Source organism: Colwellia ponticola, assembly GCF_005885605.1.
GTDB classification, from domain to species: domain Bacteria; phylum Pseudomonadota; class Gammaproteobacteria; order Enterobacterales; family Alteromonadaceae; genus Colwellia; species Colwellia ponticola.
In genome coordinates, this window is sequence record NZ_SZVP01000008.1 from 50,815 (window position 1) to 65,389 (window position 14,575).

13 protein-coding genes are annotated in these 14,575 nt (G+C 39.2%); 6 read left to right on the forward strand and 7 right to left on the reverse strand.

Annotated features, from left to right (window positions below; translation table 11 throughout):
- Nucleotides 1-47: 47 nt before the first annotated feature.
- Complete coding sequence (locus FCS21_RS09735; protein WP_138622854.1) at nucleotides 48-734, reverse strand: type 1 glutamine amidotransferase domain-containing protein; 687 nt, start codon at nucleotides 732-734, stop codon at nucleotides 48-50.
- A gap of 162 nt (nucleotides 735-896) precedes the next feature.
- Between FCS21_RS09735 and FCS21_RS09740 the strand changes: the two genes are divergently transcribed.
- Nucleotides 897-1,805 carry a LysR family transcriptional regulator gene (locus FCS21_RS09740; RefSeq protein WP_138622856.1) on the forward strand — a complete coding sequence of 303 codons (909 nt, stop codon included), beginning with the start codon at nucleotides 897-899 and terminating at the stop codon, nucleotides 1,803-1,805.
- A gap of 11 nt (nucleotides 1,806-1,816) precedes the next feature.
- On the opposite strand, the gene FCS21_RS09745 is transcribed toward FCS21_RS09740, so the two are convergent.
- The 6 genes from FCS21_RS09745 to FCS21_RS16910 all read right to left on the reverse strand — a co-directional run bounded on the left by FCS21_RS09745 (nucleotide 1,817) and on the right by FCS21_RS16910 (nucleotide 9,826).
- Nucleotides 1,817-2,869, reverse strand: a complete 1,053-nt coding sequence (locus FCS21_RS09745) for a hypothetical protein (RefSeq protein WP_138622858.1) — start codon at nucleotides 2,867-2,869, stop codon at nucleotides 1,817-1,819.
- A gap of 278 nt (nucleotides 2,870-3,147) precedes the next feature.
- On the reverse strand, nucleotides 3,148-3,276 hold the full coding sequence (locus tag FCS21_RS17115; protein ID WP_281279963.1) for a hypothetical protein: 129 nt from the start codon (nucleotides 3,274-3,276) through the stop codon (nucleotides 3,148-3,150).
- Nucleotides 3,277-3,415: 139 nt separating this feature from the next.
- Nucleotides 3,416-4,732, reverse strand: a complete 1,317-nt coding sequence (locus FCS21_RS09750) for a sensor histidine kinase (protein ID WP_138622860.1) — start codon at nucleotides 4,730-4,732, stop codon at nucleotides 3,416-3,418.
- The gene (locus FCS21_RS09755) at nucleotides 4,732-5,418 is read right to left on the reverse strand and encodes a response regulator transcription factor (RefSeq protein ID WP_138622862.1); all 687 of its coding nucleotides are present in this window, start codon (nucleotides 5,416-5,418) and stop codon (nucleotides 4,732-4,734) included. The genes FCS21_RS09750 and FCS21_RS09755 overlap by 1 nt, the downstream gene beginning before the upstream one ends.
- A 97-nt stretch (nucleotides 5,419-5,515) precedes the next feature.
- Nucleotides 5,516-8,632, reverse strand: coding sequence for an efflux RND transporter permease subunit (locus FCS21_RS09760; RefSeq protein WP_187695298.1), 3,117 nt, complete (start codon nucleotides 8,630-8,632; stop codon nucleotides 5,516-5,518).
- A gap of 3 nt (nucleotides 8,633-8,635) precedes the next feature.
- On the reverse strand, nucleotides 8,636-9,826 hold the full coding sequence (locus FCS21_RS16910) for an efflux RND transporter periplasmic adaptor subunit (protein ID WP_187695299.1): 1,191 nt from the start codon (nucleotides 9,824-9,826) through the stop codon (nucleotides 8,636-8,638).
- 232 nt (nucleotides 9,827-10,058) lie between these two features.
- Here FCS21_RS16910 and FCS21_RS09765 point away from each other — a divergent pair, with 232 nt between their 5' ends.
- The 5 genes from FCS21_RS09765 to arsJ all read left to right on the forward strand — a co-directional run bounded on the left by FCS21_RS09765 (nucleotide 10,059) and on the right by arsJ (nucleotide 14,549).
- Nucleotides 10,059-10,883 (forward strand): metalloregulator ArsR/SmtB family transcription factor, encoded by an 825-nt coding sequence (locus FCS21_RS09765; RefSeq protein ID WP_138622864.1) that lies wholly within the window; start codon nucleotides 10,059-10,061, stop codon nucleotides 10,881-10,883.
- An 18-nt stretch (nucleotides 10,884-10,901) separates the two neighbouring features.
- Nucleotides 10,902-11,894, forward strand: a complete 993-nt coding sequence (locus tag FCS21_RS09770) for a permease (RefSeq protein ID WP_138622866.1) — start codon at nucleotides 10,902-10,904, stop codon at nucleotides 11,892-11,894.
- Between the two features lie 78 nt (nucleotides 11,895-11,972).
- A complete protein-coding gene (locus FCS21_RS09775) occupies nucleotides 11,973-12,209 on the forward strand; it encodes a thioredoxin family protein (protein ID WP_138622868.1) in 237 nt (78 codons plus the stop codon).
- Nucleotides 12,210-12,264: 55 nt separating this feature from the next.
- Nucleotides 12,265-13,275 (forward strand): ArsJ-associated glyceraldehyde-3-phosphate dehydrogenase, encoded by a 1,011-nt coding sequence (locus FCS21_RS09780; protein ID WP_138622870.1) that lies wholly within the window; start codon nucleotides 12,265-12,267, stop codon nucleotides 13,273-13,275.
- An 11-nt stretch (nucleotides 13,276-13,286) separates the two neighbouring features.
- The gene (gene arsJ, locus FCS21_RS09785) at nucleotides 13,287-14,549 is read left to right on the forward strand and encodes an organoarsenical effux MFS transporter ArsJ (RefSeq protein WP_138622872.1); all 1,263 of its coding nucleotides are present in this window, start codon (nucleotides 13,287-13,289) and stop codon (nucleotides 14,547-14,549) included.
- Nucleotides 14,550-14,575 lie beyond the last annotated feature (26 nt).

Sequence of the window (14,575 nt, forward strand, 5' to 3'; positions counted from 1 at the left end):
CTTCAATAAATGAGTTACTTCTCTACCATTGAGCGTCTCAATGGCGTTTATGCAGCAAGATGTGCTAGCAATTTTTCAGCCGCTAATGCTGAACTTGCTGGATTTTGACCGGTAATAATAAGACCATCTTGCACAGCAAACGCATGCCAGTCTTGTGCTTTTTGATAGTCGCCACCGCGTTTAATTAACTCGTCTTCAAGTAAAAAAGGAACTACGTCGGTTAACTGTACCGCTTCTTCTTCGCTGTTAGTGAAACCTGTTACCGCTTTACCTTTAATGGCAAATTCACCCGATGCTTGTTTAACATTTAATAAAGCAGCGCTCGCGTGACAAACCGCAGCAACGGCTTTACCTGCATTAAGAAAGCTTTCAATCAAGCTAATTGAATCGCTATTATCAGTAAGATCCCATAATGGACCATGACCACCTGGATAGAATACTGCATCAAAATCTGCTTGCTTGAGCGTAGATAATTTTACTGTGCTGGCAATATTAGCTTGTGCAATCTCATCGCCGTCATAACGTTCGGTAGCCGCCGTTTGAAAGTCTTCCAAAGTACTGGTTGGATCAATCGGTGCTTGACCACCTTTTGGTGTCGCTAAAGTAACTTCAACACCAGCATCGATAAAGGCATAATAAGGTGCTGCAAATTCTTCTACCCAAAAACCCGTTTTGTTACCGGTATTACCAAGCTCATCGTGTGAAGTAAGTACCATCAATATTTTTTTAGTCATTATCATTCATCCATTTATCTATGTAGGTAAGTATAAGTGTGTTTTAATTTTCTATGCAGAGAGTATATGCCTATCAACCAAAATGAACAATGCAGATAAAACTGACAACATTGTATTAAAAATTGATACAATACTGAAAAGAAAAGTTATAGCAGGTTTACGATGGATATTTCATTTGAACAACTCAAGAGCATGGTTGTTTTTGCTCAGGTTATTGAGCAAGGCAGTTTAAGTGGCGCTGCAAAGCACTTAGGGCTTTCTCGAGCAGTCGTCAGTTACCACTTAAAAAAACTTGAAGCGCAACTTGAGGTAAAACTGCTCAACCGATCAACGCGATCTATTAACCTAACTGAAGCTGGTCAGGCTTATTATGAGCGCTGTCGGGTTATTGCTGAACAAGCCAGTGCCGCTAATCAACAAATTGAAAATTTTAAAAATGAGCCTATCGGCTTACTCAAAATCACCTGTCCGGTAAATATCGGCTTACAAACCGTAGTACCAGCCCTGAATGAGTTTAAGAAGATTTATCCTAAAATAGCGCTGGATGTCATGCTAACGGATGAGGTGGTTAACATTATGAAAGAAGGTATAGATTTAGCTATTCGTGGGGCACCATTACCTGACTCAGGCTTACAAGCCAGTAAGTTAGCTACTTTACAAACTTGTCTTTGCGGATCTCCTGAGTATTTTTTACAACACGGACGTCCTAAAAAACCAGCAGATTTAAGTCATCATCAATGGGTCATTTACAAGTTAACGTCTGGCGTAGTAAGCCTTACCAAAGGCAGTCGTTCATTTAGCGTTAACACTAAAGGTAGTATTAGCACCAACAATGCCGCCGCGCGAACAGCTTTTGTAGAAGCGGGACATGGCTTAGCACGTATTCCTGTTTATGATGCCTTACCTAAAATAAAAGCGGGTACGTTAGCCAGAGTATTAGCAGATTATACACTGAGCGATATTAATGTTTATGGGGTATTTCCACCTGGGACAGCGGATTCTAAAAAACTGCGTTTATTACTTAATTTTTTAAAGGAGTATTTCACCACTCAAACAACAATAGCTCATTAATGGTTAGCGCTTCACCGATAGTTAGGCAACATGCCTTCAATACCACTAAAAGTGTTAACTAAGCCTTTAATGCGCTCTGAAAAGACACTTTCATTTAAGTGCGGCACGCGCGTTAAGTCTACTTGATAATTTTCGTGTCGCCAGTGTTTTTCAAAATCTGATTCGGCTAACGACTTATGAAGTTTACGGGTATCAGCTGATATTTTGGCAATCGCTTTGATATCATTTTCCTGACTAAAACGTGCAACTTGTGAAAAGGTAAAATGCTCGTCAACGTGCCGGTCGCTTAAGCGAATCAATTCAGCAATGAGTTGATAACATAACTCGTTAAAGGTCAGCTTGCTTAACACTAATACTAATAATGGTTGTTGCTGCATCTCAGGTAACTGTGTCGTTTTACCCGCTAAAACATCGACTTCAAGTAACCAATATTTATCATGTCTGTTTTCTATATTGGCAATACTAAAGGTAGTATGATCATAACAAACGTTATCAAGCTCTACTTGCAATTGTTGCCACGACTTACTTGGCTCTTGCTTTTGTAGCTGCTGATAACTGTTAGTGAGCATAGCCATATCATGATGGCTGTTAAAAGGTGTGGTCACTTTATCAAAAGCGGTTAAGCGAAATAATTCTCTGACTTCATGCTCTCTGGCTTTTTTTAAAGCAAGAAAAGCCGTTTGTACAATTTCAGAACTCGGTAGCTTAGGCTCAACACGCCATTTACGACCGTAAACAATTTTCATTGTTTCCTCTTTAACCTCAGCTTCATTGACTTGTGTCTTATGCTGAATGTCATCAATATTCGCCATACCATAGCTATTATCGGCATAGTTATCCAAGCCGATAATACCAATTTGTAGGTAAATACCTTGGTTATCTTCAGAAACAAAAATAGGGTATCGATCGCAATAATCCAATTTTAGAATCAGCTCTTCGACACTCGCTAGCGTGTGTTGATATTTAAGATAATGTTGCGGTACACAAAAACGGCCATCTTCTAGACGTGCTTGTGGTGCATTTTCAACAGCATATTCGCCGTTTAATAATTGAATTTTGTTCATATCTACTATTACGTTTAACAATTAATTTTGGTTCACATTAATAAATAATTAACTGATGACAAGAAGTCGCTTTCTGGCGCTAACTATATAGTTATATTTTGAGTAACTAAATAGCGGATAATAAAATAATTTACCAGCATAAGGAATAGCTAAACGTTGACTATATACCAAGACCATTAAATTATTGTTTGTTGAGTATGTACCTAGCAAAGTGACTATTTTGGTAGGTACTTACCTTTAAAGTGAAGAGCCTTTAAAGTGAAGTGTCTGAAAAGAAATTACTTAGGCAAATGGTCAATCACACAGTTGCTACAACTAAATAACAACCATAAGCAGCAAGCGATTACACCAATAGCAAATTGCAACATGTCTAAATTATCAATCAAGGCATCAGGACGTAATGCCAAGAGCCTACCTTCAATAAAAAACACCGAGTATAGAGGCAATCATGGGGCAATAATCACCAAAGATATTAATGTGCTTGTTTTGCCTACTAACGGTTGTCCAACTGTCACAGTAAATATTCCAAGGTATTATTAACTAACGCTATGTTGTGCTTGTCTGAAAAGTAACGCTAACGTTTTTCCCACCACAAATATCTGTAGTACAATATTGCCATTGATATTGCTTAATAATCCGCTCAGTTAAACTTAAGCCTAAGCCAAAACCTAAATTATCATCAGCAAAGATATCTTCGCCGTTGTCATCTGAGTTGTTTTGATTGACGATAGTAAGCTGACAGCTCACTTGCTTTATGGTCACCTGTCCTTGCGTAGTATGCTGAAAAGCATTTCGTATTAAATTTGAAATGATAATTCGACAAACACTTTCTGGCAGGTTGACCAAATTTCGATCGGTTTCAATTGATACAGAGATAACTTTATCTACCGTTAAATACTTTAATTCATCAGCAAGTTGCTCGATAAGTACGCCTAATTGAAATTCTCGGGCAATTAACTCTTTACCTTCACTACGGTTTAACCATAATAGCGTTTCGGTTAAATCGGTCATATTTAAGGTCGCCCGTAAAACCCTCGCTAATACCAACAATTGTTTTTCGCTCGGCGCATCACTTTCTATTAATTTTTTTAACAACTCGACATTAGAGCGCGATGTGGCAATTGGCGTGCGTAACTCATGACTGGCGTAACCTAAAAACTTTTTCTCTCTGACTAAACTATCTTGAACCGAGTGTAAACTATTGCTAATGAGCGCCGCCAAGGTATTTAATTCTCGATAATGAAAATCAGGCATCGGCTTTAATAACTCTGTATTATCTAATTTTTTTGCCCACTGTTTTAATCGTATTACTGGTAAGGTCACTTGTCGCATAACAAACCATAAAATAATAGAAAATAATGTGATAACGCCTGAGGCGGTAAAAGCAATAATAGTAAAGTGATTTACGTCGGTAATCCCCTGAAAGCTAAGGTTATTTTTTGAAGCAACCAACGTAACATAATGTATCTCATCATTTTTTATGATCTTCATAATAAACGAAGCGGTTTTCGGTGGAGTAAATAACGACAGCTCAACAAAATACTTATACAGTTGATTTAACTGTAACTCATCAGCAGTAAATTGTTGTCGTAATATTGCTGGCACTTTCTGCCAGTCTTTTACCAAAGTATAAGTTACCGTCCGCGCTGTATTTTTATTGTCATCGCCTGGTGTGCTAACAAAAGTAAATGTTTTCTCACCTTGCTGCTGCTGAGCAAAAGCGAACATCCCATTGCGCGTCCCCATGTCCATGCCAGCAATAAAGTATTTACTGCTTAACACCGACAATCCCCAGATTATAGCGATACCACTAAGTAACATGGATAATAAAACAAAAAGCCTAATACTCGGCGTTATTTTCATTACTCGTGCATGTCCTTAATCGCAAAGCCAATACCCGGTATGGTATGAATAAGTTTTTTAGTGGTAGCGCCGTCAACCTGTTTACGTAAGTTAAAAATATGCACCTTCAAAGTATTACTATCGGGTTGTTCATCTCCCCAAATTCTTTGCATGATCTTTTCTCGAGATACCGGTTCAGGACTAGCACGCATTAATAGCTCTACTATTTTAAAGCCAATAGGTGATACGTTTAATAATTGATTATTACGCAATACTTGTTTTTTCTTTATATCGAGCACCAAATCCGCTACCGATAATTGTGATACTTGCCCGCTACGACGTTTTGCTAATACTTTCGCTCTAACAATTAATTCTTCCATGGCAAAGGGCTTAACTAAGTAGTCATCTGCCCCTTTAGAAAAACCAATAAGCTTATCATCAAGCGTATCGCGCGCAGTTAACATTAACACGGGAATATCTACTCCACTTTCACGTAACTGCTCACACACCTCTAAGCCACTTATTTTAGGTAGGTTTAAGTCTAAAATAATAACGTCATAAGGATTATTGTTGATTAACGCTAACCCTGACGCACCGTTAGCGCCATGGTCACATTGAATACCTTCAAGCTCAAGGTAATCAATTACCGCAGCAGCTAAATCAAGGTTATCTTCTATTAAAATAAAACATAACTTATCTGATTTCATTATTCTCTCTTTTTAACTTATCTTGGCGTAACGTAAGAACGATATTAACTAATATCGTTAGTTAATATCGTTAGTTAATATCGTAAACTAAACATCGCTAACTAAGCATGCCTTTATTGCCATCTTTTTTTTGGAAAAACTTCATTATTAATACAAAGAATAAAGGTGCGAAATAGATAACTAATATAGTGGCTGCTATCATGCCGCCCATTACTGAGGTCCCAATAGCATTACGGGCATTAGCGCCTGCACCAGTACTGATAACCAAAGGTAATACCCCTAAAGCAAACGCTAAAGAAGTCATAATAATGGGTCGTAAGCGCATTTCACACGCTTGAACACTAGCATCAATTAAACTCATGCCTTTTTCCATTAATTCTTTAGCAAATTCAACAATTAAAATAGCATTCTTAGACGCCAAACCTACGGTAGTTAATAAACCAACTTGGAAATAAACATCGTTTTCCATACCTCTAAACATAATTGCTAATACGGCACCTAACACCCCTAATGGCACGACCAAAATAATCGCCATCGGTATCGTCCAGCTGTTATATAGCGCTGCTAAACATAAGAAAACCATTAACAATGAAATAGCATATAAAATCGGTGCTTGCCCGCCAGATTCCAATTCTTGATAAGACATACCTGTCCAGCTGACTTGAATACTACTTGATAATTCAGCGGCTAGTTTGTCTACTTCAGCCATGGCGTCACCCGTACTATAACCTGGCGCTGCCTCACCTAATATTTCAACCGCTGAGTTGCCATTATAGCGCACTAATTGTGGCGAGCCTTTACCCCAGTGTGTTGAGCTAAATGCTGATAACGGCACCATTTCATTGTTATTATTTCTAACAAACCACAGGTTAAGATCTTCAGGAGTCATTCTATATTCAGCGTCAGATTGAATATATACTTTTTTAGAACGGCCTCTATCAATAAAGTCATTAACATAAGAAGAGCCCCAAGCTATTGACAATGTTTGATTAATATCGGCTATCTCAAGTCCTAATACTTTGGCTTTCTCATAATCTATATCAAGAAAAAACTGCGCGTTATCTTCTAAGCCATTGGGGCGCACTTTTTGTAGAATAGGACTTTGCGCCATTTTACCTAATAGTTGGTTACGCAGTGCAATGAGTTGATCATGACCAATATTACCGACATCTTGCAAGTAAAAATCAAACCCCGTTGCTTGACCTAACTCTCGAATAGGCGGGGTATTGAACGCAAAAACAGCGGCTTTTTTATAGCTCGAGAAGTGTGCCATCGCCCGTGCAATAATTGAGTCAACATCAGTCCCTGCTGCGGTTCGCTCTGACCAGTCTTTTAAGCCAATAAATGCCATCGCGGCATTTTGACCTCTACCGGCAAAATTAAAACCAGAGATGGTAAACGTAGTATCAACCGTGTCTGTTTCTTGTTGTTGAAAATAATGTTGTACATCTTCCATTACCACGGCCGTTTCTCTTAACGTCGAGCCATTGGGTAACTGTACCATCACCATCATTGAGCCTTGATCTTCATTCGGTAAAAATGAGCTAGGTAATGCTGAAAACAAATAAACACATGAGCCCAATAGCGCAAGGTAAATAAACACAAAACGGATAGGTCGAATTAATACTTTTTTGACCGACACTGTATAGCGGAATAAGGTCGCATCAAAAAAGCGGTTAAAACCGTTAAAAAAAGCTGACTTTGGTGTTTCACTCGCTGGCTTTAACAGGGTTGCACATAATACTGGCGTGATCGTTAAAGCGACAAAAACCGACAATACCATGGCTGAAACGATGGTGAGTGAAAATTGCTGATAAATAACGCCGACAGAACCGCCCATAAAAGCCATAGGAATAAACACCACCGCTAACACCGTAGTGATACCGATTAACGCGCCAGTAATTTGCTGCATCGATCGCCTAGTGGCTTCTAAGGCAGATACCTTTTCTTCGTGCATAATACGCTCAACGTTCTCAACCACAACAATGGCATCATCGACTAATAAACCTATCGCGAGCACCATACCAAACATGGTTAAGGTGTTAATGGAAAACCCTAACACCGTCATAATGGCAAAGGTACCCAGTAAAACGATAGGCACGGCAATGGTAGGAATTAACGTGGCACGAAAATTTTGTAAAAATAACAACATCACGAGAAACACTAAACCGACCGCTTCAAACAGAGTCTTGACCACTTCAGCAATAGATATACGAATAAATGCATTACTATCAGTCGCTTTATGTAGCAGTAAGCCCTCAGGGAAACCTTGTGCTAATTGCGCTAGTTTTAGATCAACCTCTGCTTGGGTATCTAATGAGTTAGCACCTGATGCTAATGTAATAGCAATACCTGAGGTGCCATAACCATTAAAAACTGGGATAACGCTTGAATTCTCGCTAGCTAATTCAACTCTTGCCACATCTTTTAAACGAATTTGCGCACCATCACTATTGACGGTAATTAAAATATTTTGAAACTCATCAACGCTGGTTAATAAACTTTGTGCGGTAATAGTGGCATTAATTAATTGTGATTTTGTCGCCGGCGTACCGCCTAATTGGCCGACAGTCACTTGGCTATTTTGCTCGGCAACCGCTTTAGAAATATCTGCTGGGGTTAAGTTGTAACTATTTAACTTAGCTGGGTCTAACCAAATTCTCATCGCGTATGACGGACCAAAAATAGTGACTTCACCAACGCCATCAACACGGCTAATAACATCTTTAATACTGGAATTGGCGTAATCTTGAATATCAGCGGTACTCATCGCCCCATCAGGCGAATACAGGGTAGTCACCGACATAAAGCCAGAAGTACTTTTAGTAACGGATGTCCCTTGACTTTGCACCGTTGCTGGTAAGCGATTAGTGACTTGCTGTAAGTTGTTTTGCACTTGTACTTGCGCGGTATCAGGGTTAGTTTCAGCGCTAAACGTTAGGGTAACCGAGGCATTACCCGCGGAATCACTTATTGACGACATATAGAGCAGGTTATCTAAGCCTGTCATACTTTGTTCTATCACTTGAGTAACGCTGTCTTCAATGGTTTTTGCTGAAGCACCTGGATAGGAAGTACTCACTTTAATAGCCGGTGGCGCAATCGTCGGGTATTGAGCCACTGGCAAGCTAAATACTGAAGCAAAACCCGCCAGCATAATAATAATGGCAATCACCCATGCAAAAACAGGTCTGTTAAGAAAGAACGTTGACATGAATTAATCCTTACTCATTGCAGTGACAGCGGTGTCGGCATTGCTAGCAGCACCCATCTTGCTATCAACAATCACTTTTTGATTGTTTTTAACCTTGATCAAGTTATTAATAATGACTTGATCGCCAGCGACTAACCCTTGTTTAACTACCCAGGCGTTGTTAACTTCATGACCTAAGACAATCACTTTTTTAATGGCTAAATCGTTACCACTTACCAAAAATACTGACGGCTCACCCGATTGACTTCTAATCACTGCAGATTGTGGGATCACTAAATAGCTTTTCTCGGTGGGCAAAGCGATATGTGCACGTACAAAAGTACCCGGTAATAGAATATTTTCTGGGTTAGGCATTAAAGCACGTAAAGTGACACTGCCAGTAGCATTGTCTACTTGAAAATCAGCAAACTCTAAATACCCTAGTTCATTATATTGAGTACCATCTTCTAAGGTCACTGTAACCGGTACTGGTGGTCTATCTTTTATTTCTTTTTTGAATTCTTGTCTTAATTTATATAACGATACTGAAGACTGTTTCATATCAACATAAACTTGGTCTAATTGAATAATCGTCGTCAGGTATGAAGCTTGTCCTGTGGTTAATAACGTGCCTTCATTAACCTGTGAAATACCTATTCGGCCGCTAATAGGTGCTTTAATATCAGTATAAGAAAGTTGAATACTGGCATTTTCTAGATCAGCTTTTCGAATAGCGACTTCTGCTTTTGCTTGCAGGTATGTTGAGTAGGATTCATCATAAAGTTGCTGACTTGCCAGGTTTTTTCTCAGTAACTCCGCATAACGAATCGCTATTTTGTTGGTTGACTCTTGATTCGCTATGGCTTTATCTAACTGTGCTTTGGCGCTGTTCACCGTTGCTTGATACGTAGTGGCGTCAATTTTATATAGAATTTGTCCGCGTTTTACTAAGCTCCCTTCTGCAAACTCACGACTTTGCACAATACCCGATACTTGCGGGCGCACTTCTGCTTCTTTGTAGGCTGAAATTCTACCAGGTAATTCATTCGTAAGCCTTAACGTAGTCGCAGACAGCATTAACGTATCTACATGAATAGCAGGATCTTTTTGTATTACAGACTGCGCTGTTAATTGTTCTTGCTTATCACAGCCAAGTAACGCCATCGGTAGTAAGAGTAAAAAAACAATTTTTTTTACTGAGTGAGTTAACAACATAGATAAACCTTAATAAAAATAAACCAGTCTTGGTAAGTTAGTTAACTTATCACAACACTGGTTAAGGCAAGGTTAACGTTACTAGCCCATTGTAGATCTGCGATTGCAGAAGAGTCAGGTCATTAACTGACCACTTGGTAATTTCTTAAGTTACTCAAGCAAACTGTACACACATACTTTACATATCAAAAAGTGCATATATAATATTTCATATATATTTTTTGGTGTGCTCATGAACTCTATAAAAAAACAAAAAGTACTTTTTCTTTGTACAGGCAATTCTGCTAGATCACAAATAGCTGAGGCCTTATTACGCCATAAAGCTAGTGAGAAATTCGAGGTATTTAGTGCTGGTACTCATCCAGAAAATATCGACTTACGGGCAATAGCGGCGTTAAATCAATTGGCCATTGACACTAAAAACTTAACCTCTAAAAGTATTAGCGTCTTTGCCGGTCAAGCATTTGATTATGTCATTACGCTTTGTAGCAAAGCGAATGAGGAATGTAGAAGCTATCCTAATACAGCAAAACAACTAAACTGGGACTTAGTAGATCCCAAAACGCGTGCAGATAAACAGGCTTTTACTGCAACAGTCACAGAATTAAACAACCGCTTATCTATGTTCCTATTAGCGGAAGGCGCTCCTGTCACCATTGCTAATAAGGTTGCAATAACTCATAGTGAAGCTAACCAAACATTAACTAACTTTTCTCCTATTATTTTTTATAAAAGCCTAAGCGACGATATTCGTTTAAAAGTATTAATGTTAACGCACTATCATGGCGAACTTTGTGTGTGCGAGTTAATGACAGCACTCAATGAAGATAGCCAACCTAAAGTATCCCGCAACCTTGCGGTATTAAAAAAAGCTCGCGTCCTTATTGATAGAAAGCATGGACAGTGGGTATTTTATCGCATTAACCCAATGCTGCCTTTATGGGCTAAATCTGTGATAGCGCAAACCACAGAAAACAATATATTATTAATTAATCAACCACTTAAGCGTTTAGATAAAATGAAAAACAGGCCAGAGAAGACTGATTTTTGTAAATAATTTTTTTAGGAGAAGTTCATGTTCGAAATATTTACTGAGTTAGCCACCTGGTTAGTCGTTGATGTGTTTGGGCTGTCTAAAGCGACCAAATTAGGTGATGCGCTACATTTCTTTATTGAAGACACCACTAAGATCTTCTTTCTACTATTGGTGATGATTTACGCTATTGCCTTATTAAGAGCCTCAATGAATGTAGAGCGTGTACGCGATTATTTAGCGGGTAAAAATAAAGGCGTTGGTTACCTATTAGGCTCAAGTTTTGGCGCAATAACACCTTTTTGTTCATGTTCAAGTATTCCTGTCTTCTTAGGTTTTACCTCTGCAGGCATCCCCGTTGGCATAACCATGTCATTTCTTATCACCTCCCCTTTAATCAATGAAGTAGCAATATTACTATTATTGAGCTTATTAGGCTGGAAGTTTACCCTACTTTATATTGTTGTGGGTATGTCGGTAGGTATTTTAGGCGGTGCTTTTCTTGATGCGATTAAAGCGGAGCGGTGGTTGCAGTCTTTTGCCGCTAAAGCATTAGCGCGTGGTCAAAATTCCTCTGCAGGTTTACAAAGCCAAGGTATCAATACCTTATCTTTTAAAGAACGACATAATTATGCAAAAAATGAGATGCTTGAAATATTTGGTCGAGTATGGAAATGGGTCATTATTGGTGTTGGACTAGGAGCCGCTTTACATGGCTTTGTGCCAGATGGCTGGATTCAACAACATTTAGGAGATGGTCAATGGTGGTCTGTTCCGGCAGCCGTATTACTTGGAATACCTTTATATTCCAATGCCACTGGGGTTATTCCTATTATGGAAAGTTTAATTAAACAAGGGCTTCCTATTGGTACGACGCTCGCTTTTTGCATGAGTACGGTCGCGGCAAGTTTTCCTGAATTTATTTTATTAAAGCAAGTGATGCAATGGCGCTTATTAGCCGTACTTTTCTTACTGCTACTTAGCGCATTTACTTTAATTGGTTGGATTTTTAATTTGCTAAGCCCGTTTATTTAACACGCTACACTTAACTACCAACTAAGCAAAGCAATTAAACACAGTAACTAAACATAATAACCACAAGGGAGAAGTCACATGAAGAACATTAAAATCCTAGGCACAGGTTGCGCTAAGTGCACTAAAACAGCTGAACTTATTGAAAAAATAGCGAACGAATTAAGTATCGCTATCCAAATAACAAAAGAAACAAATCCAGAAGTGATTATGGAGTACGGCGTTATGAGCACGCCTGCGGTCATTATTAATGAAGTTAATGTTCACAGCGGCTCTATTCCTAACACTAAAGCTATTGAGTCTTGGCTAAAAGCGTAACTAGCTATTTACCTTACGGCTTATAAATAATTTTTTTCGCTATTTAGGATAAAACATGACAATTAAAATAGGTATTAACGGCTTTGGTCGTATGGGACGTTTATCAATGCGCGTGGCATTTGATTGGCACGATATCGACATTGTTCATATTAATGACCCTGCAGGCAATGCACAAACACTAGCCCACTTACTGAGTTTTGATTCAGTTCACGGTCGCTGGCACCATGACGCTACCCATGAGGGTGACTCCATCGTTATCAATGGTAACGCTATTCCTTGTACACAAAATATCGCAACCCAAGATACTGATTGGTCTAACTGTGATGTGGTGATAGAAGCTTCAGGAAAAATAAAAACTAAAGCCTTACTACAAGCTTATTTAGATCAAGGGGTAAAACGCGTTGTCGTTACCGCGCCAGTCAAAGAAGAAGGTGTATTGAATATAGTGCTGGGGGTTAATGAAGCGTTATACGATAAAGCCATCCATCCTATTATCACCGCTGCATCATGTACCACTAATTGTTTAGCGCCTGTGGTCAAAGTTATTCATGAGAAGATAGGTATTAAACATGGTTCAATAACCACCATACATAGCATAACCAATACCCAAACCATATTAGATGCTCCACATAAAGATTTACGTCGAGCTCGTGCTTGTGGGGCAAGTTTAATTCCAACGACAACAGGCTCAGCGACGGCTATTACTCATATTTTCCCTGAGCTAGCAGGCAAGTTAAACGGCCATGCAATACGAGTGCCTTTAGCTAATGCGTCGATTACCGATTGTGTCTTTGAGGTCGAACGCGAGACCTCGGTTGCAGAGGTAAATCAGTTATTAAAAGCAGCCGCTGATAATGAGTTACACGGTATTATGGGTTATGAAGAGCGCCCATTAGTCTCTATTGATTACAAAACGGATCCACGTTCAAGCGTTATTGATGCGCTTTCAACCATGGTGGTTAACGGCACACAGGTAAAATTGTATGTGTGGTACGACAACGAATGGGGTTATGCCAATCGCACCGCTGAGTTAGCCCGTCTGGTTGGTTTAGCTGACAAAGAATAGGGTTTACATAAATGCTCTCTAAGCAGGTAAAACAATACTTGGTGATCACCGGTAATTATTGGGCGTTTACCTTAACCGATGGCGCGCTTCGTATGCTGGTTGTCCTGTACTTTCATCAGTTAGGGTACAGCCCCTTAAACATCGCCATGCTGTTTTTATTTTATGAGATTTTTGGTGTTATCACCAACCTTGTTGGTGGCTGGCTAGGTGCGCGATTGGGTTTAAATAAAACCATGAATATCGGTTTAGGGCTGCAAATAATTGCCCTAAGCATGTTGGCTGTTCCCGCTGACATGCTCACCATTATGTATGTGATGGCAGCACAAGCCTTATCAGGTATCGCCAAAGATCTGAATAAAATGAGTGCTAAAAGCTCCATTAAACTTTTAGTCCCTGAAGGCGCTGAAGGTAAGTTATATCAATGGGTTGCTATTCTTACTGGTTCTAAAAATGCTTTAAAGGGTGTCGGCTTCTTTCTGGGAGGTTTATTACTGACCTTATTAGGCTTTAAAGGTGCCATCACCTTAATGGCAAGCTGTTTAACTGTGGTGTGGTTATTTAGTTTATTCGCCCTTAAAGAAGATTTAGGTAAGGCGAAAAGTAAGCCAAAATTCAAGAAGATATTATCTAAAAGCCAGTCAATTAATATACTATCTGCCGCCCGTATGTTTCTGTTCGGCGCACGTGATGTTTGGTTTGTGGTCGCCCTACCGGTATTTTTAGCAGTAACCTTTAATTGGGATCACTGGTGGGTTGGCGGCTTTATGGCCACTTGGATTATTGGTTATGGTATGGTGCAATCAATTGCTCCACTGCTTACTGGTAGTAAAAGCAAAGTCGATAAAATCACTAACCCAAAAACGACTAATATACAGCAAGATCAAGCGCCATCAGGTAGAATTGCCTTTTTATGGGCAAGTTACTTAACACTCATTCCCGTGGCAATTGCTTTAGCTCTGCATTTCAATTTTTATATTAAAGCTTCGCTTATTGTCGGACTGTTAATTTTTGGCGTTATTTTCGCCATTAATTCGTCTTTACATAGTTACTTAATTATTAGCTATGCCGATAAAGACGGAGTATCGCTTGATGTAGGTTTTTACTATATGGCGAATGCCATGGGCAGGTTAATCGGTACAGTGCTGTCTGGTTTAGTCTATCAAGCATATGGCTTAGCAGCCTGTTTATGGATATCTAGTGCTTTTATCGCGATAGCAGCTTGGCTATCATTAAAGCTGCCTAAAGCGACTAATAAAGCTACAACTCTTTTATAATTAACGGCTTACTTTATTTAACAGCG